Origin of the sequence: Bythopirellula goksoeyrii (genome assembly GCF_008065115.1) — a bacterium.
GTDB lineage: Bacteria > Planctomycetota > Planctomycetia > Pirellulales > Lacipirellulaceae > Bythopirellula > Bythopirellula goksoeyrii.
Genome location: NZ_CP042913.1, coordinates 3,096,294 through 3,112,304 on the forward strand (window position 1 = coordinate 3,096,294; position 16,011 = coordinate 3,112,304).

Below are 16,011 nucleotides of genomic sequence, written 5' to 3' on the forward strand. Positions count from 1 at the left end.
AATCGGGTTCCATGTTTCCCACAATCGATAAGAATGAAAGTTTTCCCGCTCGCGAGTTGGCTGTTGGAGAATTCTGGCGCGAGAACGACATCTACCACAAGTCGCTCGCTGCCCGCGAGGGTGCGCCACCATTTGTATTCTATGAAGGCCCGCCCACAGCCAACGGCATGCCGCACCCCGGGCATTGCTTGACTCGGGCCATCAAGGATCTGTTTCCCCGCTACAAGACGATGCGTGGCTATCGCTGCGACCGCAAGGCGGGTTGGGACACGCATGGCTTGCCGGTCGAAGTGGAAGTCTGCAAGGAGATGGGTATCCACTCCAAAGAAGAGATCGAGGCCTTTGGCATCGAACCCTTTATCCAGAAATGTCAGCAAAGTGTCTGGCGCTACATGCAAGAGTGGCGTCGTCTGACCGAGCGGCTCGGCTTCTGGGTCGATCTTGATGAGGCGTATGTCACCTATCACCAGAGCTACGTCGAAAGCGTCTGGTGGAGCCTCAAGACGCTTTTTGATCGTGGACTACTTTATCGCGGGCACAAAATAGTCTGGTGGTGGGCACAGGGTGGCACGGCGCTCTCGGCGGGGGAAGTGGGACAGGGGTACCGGGAGGTGGCGGATCCGAGTGTTTATGTGAAGTTTCCGCTGTTGGATGATGACGGCAAAGAAACGGATACTTCGCTGTTGGTGTGGACCACCACCCCCTGGACGTTGCCAAGTAATCAATTTACAGCGGTGCATCCTGACATCGAATACACCGAAATAGAAGATCCTGATTCAGATGTCGAACGAAAACTAATAGTTGCTCTCGATTGTGTCGCTACAGTCATCGACAAGTACAACTTAAAGCAGAAAAAATCGGGACCAGTTGAAAAAGGGCAGGGGCCCGTGTTTGTTGGCGACAATGTGTTCCCAGGAAAAGACCTGATTGGTCGAAGGTATAAGCCGCCATTTGATTGCTTTTATGAAAAGAAATGGGTTGGCGTAAAGACTTTACATGGAGATAGAGATCAAAGATTTGGCTATTACCAAGGTCGCTTGGTCCACCCGAATTTAAAGGGTGAGAACATCGAACACACTAGTTGGCGAGTAGTTGGGGCAGATTTTGTCACTACGGACAGTGGAACAGGCATCGTTCATCAAGCTCCAGCATTTGGTGAAGTAGATTATGATGTGCTTTTGAACGAGAGAGAGCGATTTCATCCAGGTAGTAGGCCACAACTCATAAACTGTGTCGGAGCCGATGGCAAGTTTTTGGAAGACGCGCCTGAGATCGTGCGAAATCGCTGGGTCAAAGATTGCGACAAGGACATCATCCGCTATCTCAAGACACGTGGTTTGCTCTTCCACCAAGAACAATATCTCCACGATTACCCCTTTTGTTGGCGGGCCGAGGAAGATCCGCTTATTCAGTATCCCCGTGAGAGTTGGTTCGTTCGTACGACCGAATACAAGGACCAGATGCTCGCCAATAATGCGAAGATCAATTGGCTCCCCGAACACATCAAAGAGGGTCGATTTGGGAAGTTTCTCGAATCGAACGTCGATTGGGCCTTGAGCCGCGAACGGTATTGGGGAACTCCGCTGCCGATCTGGGTTTGTGACGAGACAGGAAAGATGGAGGCGGTGGAGAGCTATGAAGAGTTGCTGGCCAAGCCGCAAGCGACTGGGTTCGAGGTATGGGAAGAAGCGAAACAAAAGAATCCCGATCTTCCTGATGATCTACGGATTCACAAGCCCTACATCGATGCAGTGATCTATGAATCTCCCTTTGCTAAAGGTGCTCGCATGCGGCGGGTCACCGAGGTGATCGACTGCTGGTACGATAGCGGCGCGATGCCGTTCGCCCAGTGGGGATATCGGGGCCAGGATTCAGGCCCCGCAAAAGAACAATTTGAATCTCAATTCCCCGCCGATTTCATCAGCGAAGCCCTCGACCAAACCCGCGGCTGGTTCTACAGCCAGCTAGCGATTTCGACGTTAATGTTTGGTAAGGGTGAGTCTGTCGATTCTCCCCAGTCCCCAGTGCCCAGTCCCCCGTATCCCCATCCCTTCAAAAACTGCATCGTCCTTGGCCTCATGCTCGGCGAAGACGGCCAGAAAATGTCCAAGAGCAAGCGGAACTACCGCGAGCCGAATGAAATCTTCGACAAGTATGGTGCCGATGCCCTCCGGTGGTACTTGTTTGCCAATCAGCCACCATGGACCTCGATTCGCTACAGCGAAGATTCGATCAAGGACAGCATCCCCGAGTTTCTGCTGAGGCTGTGGAACGTATATAGCTTTTTCACGATCTACGGAAATATCGACGAGTTTGATCCGGCAAAAGAGTTAGGTGAATCAGCCGCTACATGGTCACCGGAGCGACCAGTTCAACTGGACGCGGAAACTCTTTCCAACGCCGAATCCTATCGACCGATTGCAGAGCGGAGCGAACTCGATCGTTGGATTCTCAGTGAACTCAACGCGGCCTGCGCCATCGTGGTCGAGCGAATGGACGCTTTTGATAATTTCGGAGCCTGTCAGGCGATCACATCTTTTATCGATGGTTTGTCCAACTGGTATGTCCGGCGGAGTCGTGATCGTTTCTGGGCGAAAGAAAAGCGGTCGACTGACAAACTCGACGCCTATTGGACTCTTTATGAATGTTTGCTTACGACAACAAAGTTAACTGCACCGTTCGTGCCATTTTTGGCCGAGCGATTGTGGCAGGACCTTGCTGTGTTTCCATTCAAAGAGGCACTGGAAGATCAATCAGTCGTCGAAAGTGTGCATTTGTGTGACTTCCCCGTTGGAGATGCCTCAGCAGTTGACCAGTCGCTCTCCGAACAGATGGACTTGGTTCGCCTGATTTCATCGCTGGGTCGACAGGCCCGCAGCGCGGCAGAGCTCAAGGTCCGTCAGCCGCTTTCTAAGGTGGAAGTTATCTTGGCGGATACCTCTCACCAAGCATGGCTCGAGGATCACGCGGGGGTGATCGCCGAGGAACTCAACGTGAAAGCTGTTGAATTCAGCGATGAACCCGAGAAATACGTCGATCACGAAGTCGTGCCAAACTTCAAGCTCTTGGGCCCGAAGCTCGGCAAATTGATGCCGAAAGTTAAGGGAGTTCTCGCCAAGCAGAGCGGCAGCGAGCTGTTGGCCAACATCCAAGACAATGGGCAGATCAATATCGAGATCAATGGCCAACCAATCGCGCTGACGGCAGAGGAAGTCGAGTTTCGTATTCAGGCCAAACCGGGCTGGACCTCGGCAAACGACAAGGGAGTGGTCGTAGTGCTGGCCACCGAAGTCACTCCGGAACTCTTGGCAGAAGGCTGGATCAAAGATTTCATTCGCCTTGTGCAAGATCGAAGAAAAGAAATAGGTTGTGAGTTTACGGATAGAATTGAAATTGGAATAGTAACAGATTCCGCAGATCTTCAGTCAGCCATTGAAACATTTCTTGACCGTATCAGACAAGAAACACTTTCAGTTCGCATTGTCTTTGAACCATTGGAAGATGTAGAACCCATAGCAACTAAGATTGGCGATGCCGATGTGGAACTCTACCTACGAGTGTCATCGTGAATCGGCAAACTAGCAAACCTCTCAAGCTCGCAGTTCTGATTTCCGGTGGTGGCCGAACTCTCAAGAACTTGCTCGATTTGGCAGCCGAGGGAACGCTACCCATCGACGTGCGGCTTGTGATTTCGAGTACCGAGAGGGCAGGGGGACTGCAACATGCTAAAGCTGCAGGTATTCCATCGGCTGTCTTTGAGCGAAAGCAGTTCGCTACAGATGAGGCATATGGATCCACTATATTCGACGCTTGCCGTGAGGCCGAGGTGGATTACGTCGCCATGGCCGGATTCTTAAAACTTGCACCCGTGCCGGACGATTTTGCTGGCCGCGTGTTGAATATCCACCCAGCACTAATCCCGTCATTTTGTGGGCATGGCATGTATGGTCATCATGTCCATCAGGCGGTGTTAGACTACGGGGCAAAGGTAACTGGCTGCACAGTCCATTTCGTCGACAATGAATACGACCGTGGACCAATCATCTGGCAACAACCGGTCCCGGTGTTCGACGACGACACTGCGGATTCTCTTGCCGCTCGAGTGTTTGAAGCAGAAAAGGAGTCGTATCCCCATGTGCTTAAGCTGCTTGCAGCAGGACGAATTCAACTGGAAGGTCGGCGCGTGACTTTCGGTGAACGGCAATGAGTTGAGCATGTCCGAAATCGACCAACTCGACGCTGAACAAATCAAGGAGCAGATTTGCGACATTGGGCGACGGCTCTGGCAACGCCAACTCGTAGCGGGGATCGATGGCAACATTACAGTTCGATTGACCGAGAACGAAGTCCTTTGCACTCCCACGTTGCATTCTAAGGGATTTCTGGAGCCAGCAGACATTTGCTTGGTGAACCTCCATGGAGAGCAGTTGGCGGGCCAGAAACGCCGCTCTAGCGAGATCCTCTTGCATCTTGAGATCCTCAAGGCTCGACCCGATGTGAGGAGCGTCGTCCACAGCCATCCGCCCCACGCCACAGCTTTCGCTGTTTGTGGTCGACGAGTGCCGCTTGGGTTACTTGCCGAGGCAGAATTCTTCCTTGGCGAAGTCCCTATCGCTCCCTATGAGCTGCCGGGGACAGCCACGTTCGCCCGCACGGTGTTGCCTTATGTTCATCGCTCGAATGTATGCCTGTTGGCCAACCATGGGGCGGTCACCTATGGCGGGAGCCTCATCGATGCCTACAATCTGATGGAAGTGCTGGATGCCTATTGCCGGATCGTGTTGTTGGCTGAGAGGTTGGGACCCGCACAGTCCCTCACGGCTGACCAGCAGGCGGAACTTTCTCAACTGAGAGTCCAGAGCGGCGTGGCACCTCCCAAACCTTATGCCTCTGACGAAATTACTGATGACTCAATCTGAATACCCTCAACTTGACGTAATCGCCGTGGGCGCCCACCCAGACGATGTAGAAATCGGCTGTGGAGGCACCGTGGCCCAACTCGTACGGCAGGGCTACCAGGTGGGGATCATCGATCTCACCGATGGTGAACCTACCCCCTCGTCGTCGGGCCCTGAGGAGCGTCTCGCAGAAGCACAGGCCGCCGCTGAGGCTTTGGGGGTCCAACATCGCGTTACAATGGATCTGCCGAATCGAAAGCTATTCGATAGCTATGAAGCGCGAGTCAAACTGGCTATCGAGTTTCGCAAATACCGTCCCAAGCTGGTGTTGGGATTGGGAGAGAAGACCCCGCTCGCTTCGCCCGATCACTGGCAGGCGATGCAGATAACCGACGCGGCCGTGTTCTACTCCAGGCTAACCAAATGGGACATCGATTTCACCAATATCCCGCCGCACACGATCTCCTCTCATTTGTACTACACCCTCGAGTCACATCGGGCGAACCCACTTGCCGGAGAAGGTCAAATAGTTGTCGATATCGGGGACACTCTCGCCGCGAAACTCGCATCGGTTCGGTGTTACAAGTCACAATTTCCTCCGGAGAAGCAATACATCTTCCCCCGCATCGAGGCAATTGCCAATCAATTGGGACATGCGGCCGGTTACCTCGCAGGTGAGTTGCTGGTGAGCCCTCGGACCTTGGGAACTCGCGACTTGATGAAGACGCTTTTTGATTGAACGGACGCTCAACGTTTTGCGAGAGAGTCGCGAATCTCACGTAAGAGAACAACGTCTTCTGGCGTAACTGAAGGTGCGGCCTCTTCCTTTTTCTTCAGCGAGTTCATCACTTTGATCATGGCAAAGATAGCTGCTGCCACGATTACGAAATCTAGGACGTTTTGTAGAAAGGATCCCCAACCTAGATAGGCTCCCCCCATTTCCTTAGCTACCGCTAAGGTGTCAGGCTTCGGCCCTTTGCCCAACCAGAGGAATTTATCGGTGAAACTTGTTCCCCCCGTCAATGCACTGACCATAGGCATGATCACATCACCAACCAAAGAGCTAACAATCTTGCCAAAGGCCCCGCCAATGATAATGCCTACTGCCAAGTCGACGACATTGCCCTTCATGGCAAATTCTTTGAATTCCTTGACTAATCCCATGACACTTTCTCCGGCTTGGTGAGGAACGAAAAGAGGCCTACCGAGAATTGTTCGGTAGTGTTTGTGATAGCCTGTTCTATCGCGACAAGTTAGTTTGCTGCAATAGCAGCAAGACACGTGAGAGGTCCGGAGGAAACTCGGCGCGGAATTCCATTGGTTCCCCGGTGATGGGGTGTACTATCCGGAGTACCTCGGCATGGAGGGCCTGACGATTGAGAATGACTTCTTCAGGAGCCTGATCAGGTTTCAACTCCTTGGAGCGAGTGATACTCCGTAATTCTCCAAGAGTTAGCCGTGCCCGCCCGCCGTAAAGCTTGTCACACAGTACGGGACAGCGAATTGAATTGAGATGCAACCGAATTTGGTGAGTGCGACCAGTTTTCGGATAGGCCCGAATGAGAGTAAAACCGCGAAATCGCTCCTCGACCTCGTAAAAAGTTTGCGCAGTGCGACTGGTCGGGTGGTCGGGCAGCAGTGCCATCTTCTCGCGTTGTGAAGGATGGTCGGCGACGGCTCGGTCAATGAGATCTCGATCCCGATCGGGGCAGCCTGAGGTGATGGCCAGATATTCTTTCTCTACGGTCCGGTTCTGAAATTGCTCCGATAGATTTTGATGGACATCGTCAGTTTTAGCGACAATCATCACTCCGCTTGTATCGCGGTCGAGGCGATGGACGATTCCGGGGCGTGTTGCACCTCCCTGTTGGCTCAGTTGGCCAAAGTGATGTACCAACGCACTAGCTAGGGTACCCGACCAATGCCCCCGGGCTGGATGGACCACCATTCTTGGCGGTTTGTTAACCACCGCGAGTACTTCGTCCTCGTAGAGGATGTCCAGCGGAATCGGTTCAGGCTCGGGTCCCGTGGCAGGAGGTGGGGAAAGGAGGAAATCGATCTGTTCGCCCGCTGTTAGGCGATAGGCCGCTCTTTGCTCCACTCCATCGATTTTAGCCCCTCCTGTGTCAATCGAACGACGAACTCGAGTCCGGCTCACTCCGGTGAGTTGACCAGTTAGAAATACATCAAGCCGTTGATTGGCAGTATCGTCCGGTACGGCGAAATGAAACTGAGTGGTTTCAAATTCTGAAGGGGGAACGTTTGATTCATGGTTCGAATCGTAATCGTCCCCGGCAGACTCAGCGGCGGGGCTCATTGTCCGTCCGCTGGTTTTTCATCGGACTCTTCGCTATCGGCATCCGATGGTTCTTCTGCAGGAGCATCCCCGACCGTCTCATTGTCATTCTCACTGTCTGTTTCTTGGTAGCGATCCTCATCACTCCCGGTACCTGCCGATCCAGTCAGGATCTCCTCAAGAGAGCGGCTGTCTTGGATGGCAGAGGGTGCAGCGACGGATCCAGGGACTTCTGCCTCAAAACTTGGCCGACTTCCTGAGCCGCTTGTGTTAGTCGATGCCGCTTTTCGTTTGGGAAGTTCGGCGCTGGCTAGCCAGTTGCAGGCTTCCTTAACCTCCTTCAATTCAAGTTGTTCCGCGCGACCACTGGCAAGTGAAGAGAGGTCCCCTTTCACTTCGGAATATTTTGCTTCAGCCTCGTCCACTTTGGCCTGCATTTCATAAACTTGTGCCAGTCCATAGCGTGCTCGGTCTCTGATCTGAGGGACACTTGCACTGGAGGTTAATCCTTCGAAGATTCCTTGGATTTGCTTCAATCGACTGGTAGTTGCTTCGCGGTCTACAAGGTACGTCTGCGATGCAATCTGTAGTTGGCGGTCGCACCACATCAGATAGGCCCATTCAGGAACGGATGTACCGGAGTATTCGGAGTTCTCTGCTAGTCGCTTCATTTCCAGCATTTCGGGATCGCTGGAGTAACTAGCCAGCATGAATTTATCCCATGCTTGCTGCTCCGTTACGGACGAACTCCTACCCCAGAATCCCCAAAAAGCGAAAAGCAAGGCGACAACCGCGACACCTACCAGCAATTGAAACAGATAGGGCTTGGATGTTTCAATCGCATCTTTCATGCGGATGGCAAGATCATTGGTTTCCAAGTCGTGGCGTCGTTCAGATTTCATGGCATTTCATAGAGTGAGAAAAACGGAAAAATTTTGGCGAAATCGCCTTTTCTATCTCCGAAGTGTAGAAACAGTCATCACTTAGAGTCAAGGCGGTTCGCTCTCTGTATCGAATTTCATGCAGTTAATAGCCTTCTCGTCAAGGACTTTCCTAGCCTGCGTCAGTGCTTTACTATCCTTGGTTCCCCGTTTTCCAGTAGCTTAAGACAGTTTGGAATGTCCTTCAAAAGATAATGTCAGACGGCCTCAATTCACCTCAACGAGAAGCTGTACGAACCCTTTCGGGACCACTTCTGGTGCTTGCTGGGGCGGGTACAGGCAAAACTCGGGTGGTTACCCACCGCATCGCCGAACTCATTCGACATGGAACTCCGCCGGAACGCATTCTGGCTGTCACGTTCACACGCAAAGCTGCTGGAGAGATGCTCGAGCGGGCAACCCTATTGCTTCAAACCAAGAAGAGAAAACCTGAAACGCGCCCCGTTATCTCCACTTTTCATTCGCTCTGTGTGAAAGTTCTCCGGCGGCATATCGAGCGGCTGGGTTATCCGCGGAAATTTACTATCTGCGACCGCTCGGATCAGCAGGCTGAGGCTCGATCCGCCTTAAGGGAGATTCGCTGTCCGGATCAATCGCTCAAGCCGGCTGATCTGCTATCAATAATCAGTCAATGGAAGAGTCGTTCCTTCGAGCCTGGGCGAGCCGCATCAGCGGCTGATTCGGACAAAGAACACCTCGCTGCCGCCGCCTACCGCCGCTATCAGAGTACTCTTAAAACAAAAGGTATGGTCGACTTTGATGACCTGCTGCTATTGACGCAACAATTGTTCGCTAAGCATCCAGCCGTTCGTCGTGAGGAAGCGGCTCTGTTTGATCACGTCCTCATTGATGAGTATCAAGATACCAATCAGAGCCAATACCAGATTGTGAAAGGCTTGGCGGCTGGACACCGCAACCTATGTGTGGTGGGGGACGACGACCAATCAATCTATGGTTGGCGGGGGGCTGAAGTGCAACATATTCTTGGCTTCAAAAACGATTGGCCTGAAGCAAAAGTCGTCCGCCTGGAAGAGAACTATCGCTCGACAGCCTCAATTCTGAAATATGCGAATACACTTATTGCCTTCAATCGAGTGCGACATGAGAAGGTGTTGATTGCCGCCCGCCCTAATGGCCAGATCCCACGTGTGATGCAACTTCGAGATGAGAACGACGAAGCTGAAAAGATTGTATTCGATATCCAGCGTCTGCTGTCCGAGCCGGGAGTGCGGGCAAAAGATTTTGCGATCCTTTGCCGTACCAACGAGCAACCGCGGGCCTTCGAAACCGAACTGCGTCGCGCGAAGTTGCCATACGTACTACTCGGGGGGATGAGCTTTTTCGATCGCAAAGAAGTCAAAGATATTCTCTCCTATCTAAAGGTTGTCGATAATCCGCAGGATGAATCTTCACTGCTACGGATCATCAACACTCCAACAAGGAATATCGGCGCCTCGACGGTGAAACAGCTCCTGGCAGCGGCAACCGCCAAAGGGTGCACGGTATGGGACGTATTGCCTGAAGCTGGTCCGCTAGGAATCTTGCCCTCAAATGCTGCCGCAGCCGTAACCAAGTTTCGACAACTGATCTTGTCGCTGCAAGACGTTTCCCAAAAGACTACGCTGGCCAATCTCGTCGAAGAGGTAATTTCTCGCACCGGTTATCACTCGGAATTAGATCGTCAGTATCCAGACCCCAACGATCGGGAAGCTCGCTCTGCGTCAGTGGAAGAAATCATCAATGCAGCCGCAGCCTTTGACGGACGCAAGAAAAAGCAAACACGACTCGAAGAGTTTCTGGATGAAATCGCCCTGGGAACTCGTGATAGTAGCGATGACAAAGAGAATCAACTCCAGAACAACGCCATTGCATTGATGACCCTCCATTCGGCAAAGGGGCTCGAGTTTCCATTTGTTTATATGGTCGGAATGGAAGAAGGCATCTTGCCTCATAAGCGATCGGTCGAGGTAGAGGGAGACGCGATCGACGAGGAACGGCGGCTCTGCTACGTAGGAGTGACCCGCGCACAAGAGAGTTTGACCCTCTCTTTCGCTCTCGCGAGACGAAAATGGGGAAAACTTCGAGATACAGTCCCCAGCCGATTTCTCTACGAGATGACCGGCAAAGCAGAGAATATTCGCAAACCAGGATCGAGACGCCCGAGAAGTCGAAACGCCGTGTGACGCAGCACTTATCAGCCGTGCTACAGACCCGCAGGCCTCAATACTCCTTCAGCTCCAAAACTGCCGATCGAGCATTCGATAGTTGATTGCTTCGCTGATGTGCTCAACACCGATGTGATCAACACCATCGACGTCGGCTATCGTGCGAGCCACTCGAAGTACTTTGTCGTGCGCGCGAGCCGACAGGCCAAGCTGGTCGACACTCTGCTCCAATAGCTTTTGACAGGTTGCATCGAGGGGACACACATCTCGCAACTGCCGTGATGTCATTTGAGCATTCGTGCGGGTTGCCGATCCGGTAAACCGATGTAACTGACGCTCACGAGCATTGACCACCGCTTGTTTCATCGATCCACTGTCGGTACCGTGGGCTGAAGCCGCCAACTCACCATAAGGCACGGCTGGCACTTCGATATGCAGGTCGATGCGGTCCAGCAGTGGGCCGCTGATCTTAGACATGTATCTTTCTATTTGTGGTATCGTGCAGTGGCATTCACGGCGGCGGTCATTGCGATATCCACACGGACAGGGATTCAGGGATGCGACCAGCATGAAATTCGCTGGAAACTCATTCGAACTAAGTGCTCGGCTGATTGAGACCCGGCCATCCTCAAGCGGCTGGCGGAGGACTTCAAGTGTTTGGCGATGAAATTCAGGAAGCTCGTCGAGAAAGAGGACCCCATTGTGAGCCAAACTGATTTCACCCGGTGTAGGGATCGAACCTCCTCCAACAAGCCCGGCGTTGCTAATCGTGTGATGCGGTGCGCGATAGGGGCGCCGCGCCAATAGGGGCTTGCCATTCGGCAGTTTTCCCAAGGCGCTGTAAATGCGTGTGGTCTCGATGGACTCCTCCGCACTCAATCCTGGCAAGATGCTTGGGACTCGTTTAGCGAGCATGGTCTTTCCTGATCCAGGAGGACCTACCATTAGGAGATTGTGGTTGCCAGCGGCGGCCAGGGTGATGGCGCGCTTGGCCATCTCCTGTCCGCGAACATCAGCGAAGTCGACATCGTAGCCACCCAACTCCTGAAATAATTCTTCGAGTCGCGATGGAGTAGGCTCGATGGGAAGTTGGCCAGCGAAAAAGGCAGCAGCTTGTGCAAGAGTATCGACGGCGACGACTTCGATGTTTTCCACAACAGCAGCCTCGGCAGCGTTGGCAGAGGGAACGACAATGCCGCGGAGTTTGCGACGGTTGTTGAGGTCCATATCCGCTGAAGCGGACATCGCCATCGAGAGTGCTCCCTTGATGGGGCGAGTCTGTCCGTCCAGTGCCAATTCTCCGGCGACGGCGTATTGCTCGAATAGATCTGAGTCGAGTTGGCCGCTTGCTGCTAAGAGCCCCAAAGCGATTGGTAAATCGAACGACGCAGCCTGTTTTGGCAATTCTGCTGGGGCGAGATTTATTACAACTCTGTTCTGCGGTCGCACATAGCCACTGTTGACCAAAGCTCGTTCAATCCGATGGGTGCTTTCCTTGACAGCTGCCTCAGGAAGGCCAACGAGAATAATCTTAGGCATCGCCGCCGGGGAGACGTCGACCTCCACCTCGACAGGCAAGGCATCAATTCCGAGCAAAGACAGGGTATGCAGTTTAGCTAGCATCGAAGACCTCCTTTGGTATCCCTTATTGACACATGAACTAATGTTCACTATTTTGGTGGGATATGGGTTTTATCGCAAGTCTTTTTCATTGAATTGGGTAAAATCTTCGAGAAAGACCCCACTTATCCAACCTCAGGAGGTACGGACCTCAGCTAGCGATCAAGCGGGTCATATTGCCCGTTCGAGAGGTTTTTTCTAGGATCTCCCCGCTTTCTACCTCATCAGTCATGCCCGATGCTCTGGCCAGACGACGGATTGTGCGCCCATGCAATTAGAAATTGATATCACCTCATGTAGCAGGGTCTGTGCCGCCACAGATCGGCCTTTGCAGCCTGGTGATGTCTACTTTTCACTATTGCAGTTGGAAGCTAATGAGATGATTCGTAAAGACTTTAGTGCCGAGGCCTGGCAAGGGGCACCAGACGAGTGCGTGGGCTGGTGGCGGTCGCGAGTGCCTGCGAAGGATGATTCGCAGCCCGTCATGGCTCCGATTGACGTCATGCTCAACTTATTTGAAGCCCTCGAGGAAGTTCCCGCCGAAACAGAGTTTCGCTACTTGCTCGGCCTCTTGTTGCTCCGCCGTAAGTCATTGCGCCGTGAGGACTCGATCCAGGATGATAAGGGACGAGAAGTGCTGGTCCTCCATTGTTCGCGACGTGAAAAGGACTATGAGTTGATCGTCTCCGAACCCTCGCCCGAACAGGCTATGAAGCTTCAACAGCAAATGTTTGATCTGCTTTACGGCACTCGCGAAGTCACACCGGCAGTACCCGCTTCCCAGCAACGAACCGAGTGAGGCGGTAGTATCATGCGACTAGTTTCTTATCTCAGATCTCAAGCGGCGATCGGACTCGTCGGGTTGCTGCTGATTTTCTGTTGTTCAGGGGCAACCTGTTCACGTTCCTTTCGCAGTCCATTCGCTTCAGTGGGACCGCCAGCACCCGAAGTATTGGTCCCAGGTGCGGCACTGGATCAGGTGATCGCTGCCGTGAATCAGAATGCCTCACGGATCCAAAGTTATCAAACGAACAATGCCTCAATCACTGTCCCTGGTATGACGATGTTGCCACAGCTGCGAGGTAATATCGCCGCTGAACGCCCCGATAAGCTTCGCCTGAAGGCTTCGACAGCAATATCTGGGGAAGAAGTCGACTTGGGTAGCAATGAAGACTTGTTTTGGTTTTGGGTAAAAAGGAATGAGCCACCCGATTTGTATTTTGCACGGCATAGCCAATATGTCGGAAGTGCCGCCCAGCAGGTGATGCCCATCGAACCGAGTTGGCTATTGGATGCTCTGGGATTCGCTCAATTTGATCCTAACGATTTCCATGAAGGGCCTGTACCCCATGGCAATGGTACTTTGGAAATCCGTTCTGTCATTCAGACTCGGATTGGCACCCTCACGAAAAGTACCGTGGTGGACGCTCAGCGAGCTTGGGTAATGGCTCAGCATGTCTACGACGCCCAGGGAACCTTGCTAGCCAGTGCGATCGCAAGATCACATCAATATTATCCGACAGCGAATGTCTCGCTTCCCCAGAAAGTGGATATTTCCTTGCCTACAGCCCAATTGGCCCTGTCCATCGATGTTGGAACCGTGGCGATCAATCAAGGACCACTGAATCCTGATCTATGGCAACTGCCAGCTTTGGCAGGCTATCGACAAATCGATTTGGGCACTGCACCTCCGGGAGCTGTGTCGGCAATGGGAGCCCCTGGCAGCAATGACATCAATACGCTTGCGTCGCCCGAAATCTTTGGAATTGGGCGTCCTTCAGAGGTTGTTCCCTCTCAGTACGGAATCACCCCTACGCCTGCTAATAGTGCTTTGCCAACACAGGCTACAACCGGCTCCACGAGTCCCCTTTTGCCGTACAGTCAAACACAGTTCGTAGAGCCTGCCTCAACTGTGGTGCAGCCTGCGGCGCACTCAATTCAGCAGCAACTCCCTTCCGGCGGGATTCCACTTGGATTGCCTTATTAATGCCCAAGTGTCTAGTGAGAAGTACTCCAGATCCCTATTCGTGCTCGTCGAGCGCGATTCTGAGCCTCTCTTAGTCGATCTTTCATGGGTTGGCTATAGTCATATGCTAGTTTGGCTTTTGCCAATCCAGCAGCTACCAACTCCTCATTGAGCAAGCGTTCGTCATGCCAAACGAATCGTAGTTTCCTCCCATATTGGTCTTCTCTCTCACCATCGATAGTGAAGAAGAGTTTGCCGCCTGCTTCCTCAACAAACCGTTTCGTGTAGGCAGTCGCCTCGGGGCCCCACGCTTGTACCGGTGTGTTGTCTTTGACGGTTTCGGGAGTATCAATACCTTGCAGTCTTACGCGTACTCGATTTCTCTTGAGCAAGAGAGTATCGCCATCCACGACGCGTAGAATCTCTTGCTCACCCTCGTTGTTAGGTTCCGACGAGGCTGAAGGCAGCAAGTAAGGTTCGAGCCACTTGCTCAACAATGCCAATGCAACCAGTAGAGCAATCCATAGTAGCTGAAGGCGAGGGTCGCGGCGAATGCGGCCTGGCATGGCAAGCTTTCTATACTAGAAAGGTAGCAATTCAGATCACGAAGTCTTAGTTCTGACTGAAATCCAATTGCTGCGAGATCGCCCGACCGAGGGGATTCTTGATGAAACGATTTCGACATTCGCTACAGAGATCAAATCGGACATTTCGATAGACTTCCTCATCGATTTGCCCATCCTGCGCATCATCGAGAGATTCGAGAATGTCTTGAATCTCCTGGAGATGGTCGCGATCGTTGTCAGACTCTTCCTCGGCGCTGTCAAGAGCCGCGTACACTTCCATGCGAACGACATATCGAAGATCGATCTCGGCATCGATACGTTGTTGACAACAATCGCAAGTGTAATGAATCATGTGCTTTGCTCCTCTTAGCAATAAATCCTACCGCTCGTCGTTAACGGAACCTTCCCTGTAAATTCATACTAACGACAAGTTCTCGCCGAGGGCAAGACAAATCTTCTCGTTATTTCTCCTCAGAAGTTGTTCTGGACACATTGCCAGTTTGGATCGGTAATTACTGGGTAGCAAATCGCGTGCCTATGAAGTTTTGCTTAATCTGACTGGTGATGCACCAACCTTGACTGGAATCTGTGAGCCCTTGAAAGTACAATAGACACAAGATGGCAGGGATTTTTCCTCGCTCATCGAGGTGCCCTGCATAGCGAAGACAGGCGATCCGCCCGGAGTGGAGAGTCGACCACCCCTCTGGGATCGCGGTCTCTGGGAGCGTGGGGCACAACGGTTGTCTCCCCGATGATTTGTGGCGACTTCCATAGAACTAATGTCGAGAGTAGCGTGTCTACTCTTGTCCATGACTCCCCCGATCGAGGGAAATTGCCAAGGAAGAAATATAGATTCACTTAGAGAGATATCCGGAAGCTCTTGCGTCCGGTTGGCAATTCAAATACAAACCGGAAGGTAGTGTCAATGTCGACGGTTTCACCTACGGGACTCAACGCGAGTGTTCTTGTTCTAAACCGCCAGTATATGGCGGTCCATGTGGTCGGTGTGCGAAGGGCATTCGGCCTGCTTCTAAATCAATTGGCTGAAGTAATCCACGTCGAGGATGGTCAGTACGCCAACTACGATTTTCATTCCTGGCGTGAGATCAGCGAACTGAAAGCAGACTTCAAGGAACCCCACGACGACTGGATTCGCAGTGTCAATTTTGAAGTGTGCGTCCCTCGTGTGGTGCGATTGTTGCATTACGATCGGCTTCCCAAACAGCGTGTGCGACTAAACCGCCGCAATATCTTCGCTCGCGACGCGAATGTCTGCCAGTATTGCGGAAAGCGATTTCCTACTAATGAGCTGAGCCTCGACCACATTCTACCCACTTGTTTGGGTGGTGGCAGCAGTTGGGAAAATCTGGTTTGTGCTTGCGTGAAGTGCAATGTCCGCAAAGGAGGAAGAACTCCTAAAAATGCAGGAATGAAGTTGATTCGCAAGCCGGTTATGCCACGACGAAGTCCGATGCTCACGATCAAACTGGGCAACCCAAAGTACTCTAGTTGGAAGACCTTTGTTGACTCCGCCTATTGGTCGGTTGACTTGGAGTAGT

At 52.5% G+C, this 16,011-nt stretch carries 14 protein-coding genes; 8 read left to right on the forward strand and 6 right to left on the reverse strand.

Translation table 11 applies throughout. The annotated features are described in order from the left end of the window. Positions 1–11: 11 nt before the first annotated feature. From ileS to Pr1d_RS12335, 4 genes are read left to right on the forward strand one after another with little or no spacing between them, the layout of a single operon-like run. The gene (gene ileS, locus Pr1d_RS12320; protein ID WP_148073810.1) at positions 12–3,569 is read left to right on the forward strand and encodes an isoleucine--tRNA ligase; all 3,558 of its coding nucleotides are present in this window, start codon (positions 12–14) and stop codon (positions 3,567–3,569) included. Further along, complete coding sequence (gene purN, locus Pr1d_RS12325) at positions 3,566–4,207, forward strand: phosphoribosylglycinamide formyltransferase (protein WP_210417968.1); 642 nt, start codon at positions 3,566–3,568, stop codon at positions 4,205–4,207. The genes ileS and purN overlap by 4 nt, the downstream gene beginning before the upstream one ends. A 7-nt stretch (positions 4,208–4,214) precedes the next feature. Next, complete coding sequence (locus tag Pr1d_RS12330) at positions 4,215–4,919, forward strand: class II aldolase/adducin family protein (protein WP_148073812.1); 705 nt, start codon at positions 4,215–4,217, stop codon at positions 4,917–4,919. Continuing rightward, on the forward strand, positions 4,906–5,637 hold the full coding sequence (locus Pr1d_RS12335; protein WP_148073813.1) for a PIG-L family deacetylase: 732 nt from the start codon (positions 4,906–4,908) through the stop codon (positions 5,635–5,637). Before Pr1d_RS12330 ends, Pr1d_RS12335 begins: the two co-directional genes overlap by 14 nt. Positions 5,638–5,645: 8 nt before the next feature. Here the strand turns inward: Pr1d_RS12335 and mscL are convergent, their stop codons facing one another. From mscL to Pr1d_RS12350, 3 genes are all read right to left on the reverse strand, one after another. Continuing rightward, positions 5,646–6,062, reverse strand: coding sequence for a large conductance mechanosensitive channel protein MscL (gene mscL / locus Pr1d_RS12340; RefSeq protein ID WP_148073814.1), 417 nt, complete (start codon positions 6,060–6,062; stop codon positions 5,646–5,648). A 76-nt stretch (positions 6,063–6,138) separates the two neighbouring features. Beyond that, positions 6,139–7,215 carry an RluA family pseudouridine synthase gene (locus tag Pr1d_RS12345; RefSeq protein ID WP_148073815.1) on the reverse strand — a complete coding sequence of 359 codons (1,077 nt, stop codon included), beginning with the start codon at positions 7,213–7,215 and terminating at the stop codon, positions 6,139–6,141. Then, positions 7,212–8,096, reverse strand: coding sequence for a YfgM family protein (locus Pr1d_RS12350; RefSeq protein WP_148073816.1), 885 nt, complete (start codon positions 8,094–8,096; stop codon positions 7,212–7,214). The genes Pr1d_RS12345 and Pr1d_RS12350 overlap by 4 nt, the downstream gene beginning before the upstream one ends. Before the next feature lie 233 nt (positions 8,097–8,329). On the opposite strand from Pr1d_RS12350, the gene Pr1d_RS12355 reads away from it, so the two are divergent. Beyond that, entirely contained in the window at positions 8,330–10,318 is a 1,989-nt protein-coding gene (locus Pr1d_RS12355; RefSeq protein ID WP_148073817.1) for an ATP-dependent helicase, read from the forward strand. A 48-nt stretch (positions 10,319–10,366) separates the two neighbouring features. Here Pr1d_RS12355 and Pr1d_RS12360 read toward each other — a convergent pair whose 3' ends face one another. After that, complete coding sequence (locus Pr1d_RS12360) at positions 10,367–11,923, reverse strand: YifB family Mg chelatase-like AAA ATPase (protein ID WP_148073818.1); 1,557 nt, start codon at positions 11,921–11,923, stop codon at positions 10,367–10,369. A gap of 265 nt (positions 11,924–12,188) precedes the next feature. Between Pr1d_RS12360 and Pr1d_RS12365 the strand changes: the two genes are divergently transcribed. Together Pr1d_RS12365 and Pr1d_RS12370 are read left to right on the forward strand one after the other, a co-directional pair. Next, on the forward strand, positions 12,189–12,719 hold the full coding sequence (locus Pr1d_RS12365; RefSeq protein WP_148073819.1) for a hypothetical protein: 531 nt from the start codon (positions 12,189–12,191) through the stop codon (positions 12,717–12,719). A 12-nt stretch (positions 12,720–12,731) separates the two neighbouring features. Next, positions 12,732–13,907, forward strand: a complete 1,176-nt coding sequence (locus tag Pr1d_RS12370; protein ID WP_148073820.1) for a hypothetical protein — start codon at positions 12,732–12,734, stop codon at positions 13,905–13,907. Between the two features lie 11 nt (positions 13,908–13,918). On the opposite strand, the gene Pr1d_RS12375 is transcribed toward Pr1d_RS12370, so the two are convergent. Next, positions 13,919–14,452 carry a thermonuclease family protein gene (locus Pr1d_RS12375; protein WP_148073821.1) on the reverse strand — a complete coding sequence of 178 codons (534 nt, stop codon included), beginning with the start codon at positions 14,450–14,452 and terminating at the stop codon, positions 13,919–13,921. A gap of 46 nt (positions 14,453–14,498) precedes the next feature. After that, positions 14,499–14,804, reverse strand: a complete 306-nt coding sequence (locus Pr1d_RS12380) for a hypothetical protein (protein WP_148073822.1) — start codon at positions 14,802–14,804, stop codon at positions 14,499–14,501. A 573-nt stretch (positions 14,805–15,377) separates the two neighbouring features. On the opposite strand from Pr1d_RS12380, the gene Pr1d_RS12385 reads away from it, so the two are divergent. Then, positions 15,378–16,010 (forward strand): HNH endonuclease, encoded by a 633-nt coding sequence (locus Pr1d_RS12385; protein WP_148073823.1) that lies wholly within the window; start codon positions 15,378–15,380, stop codon positions 16,008–16,010. Position 16,011: the final 1 nt, after the last annotated feature.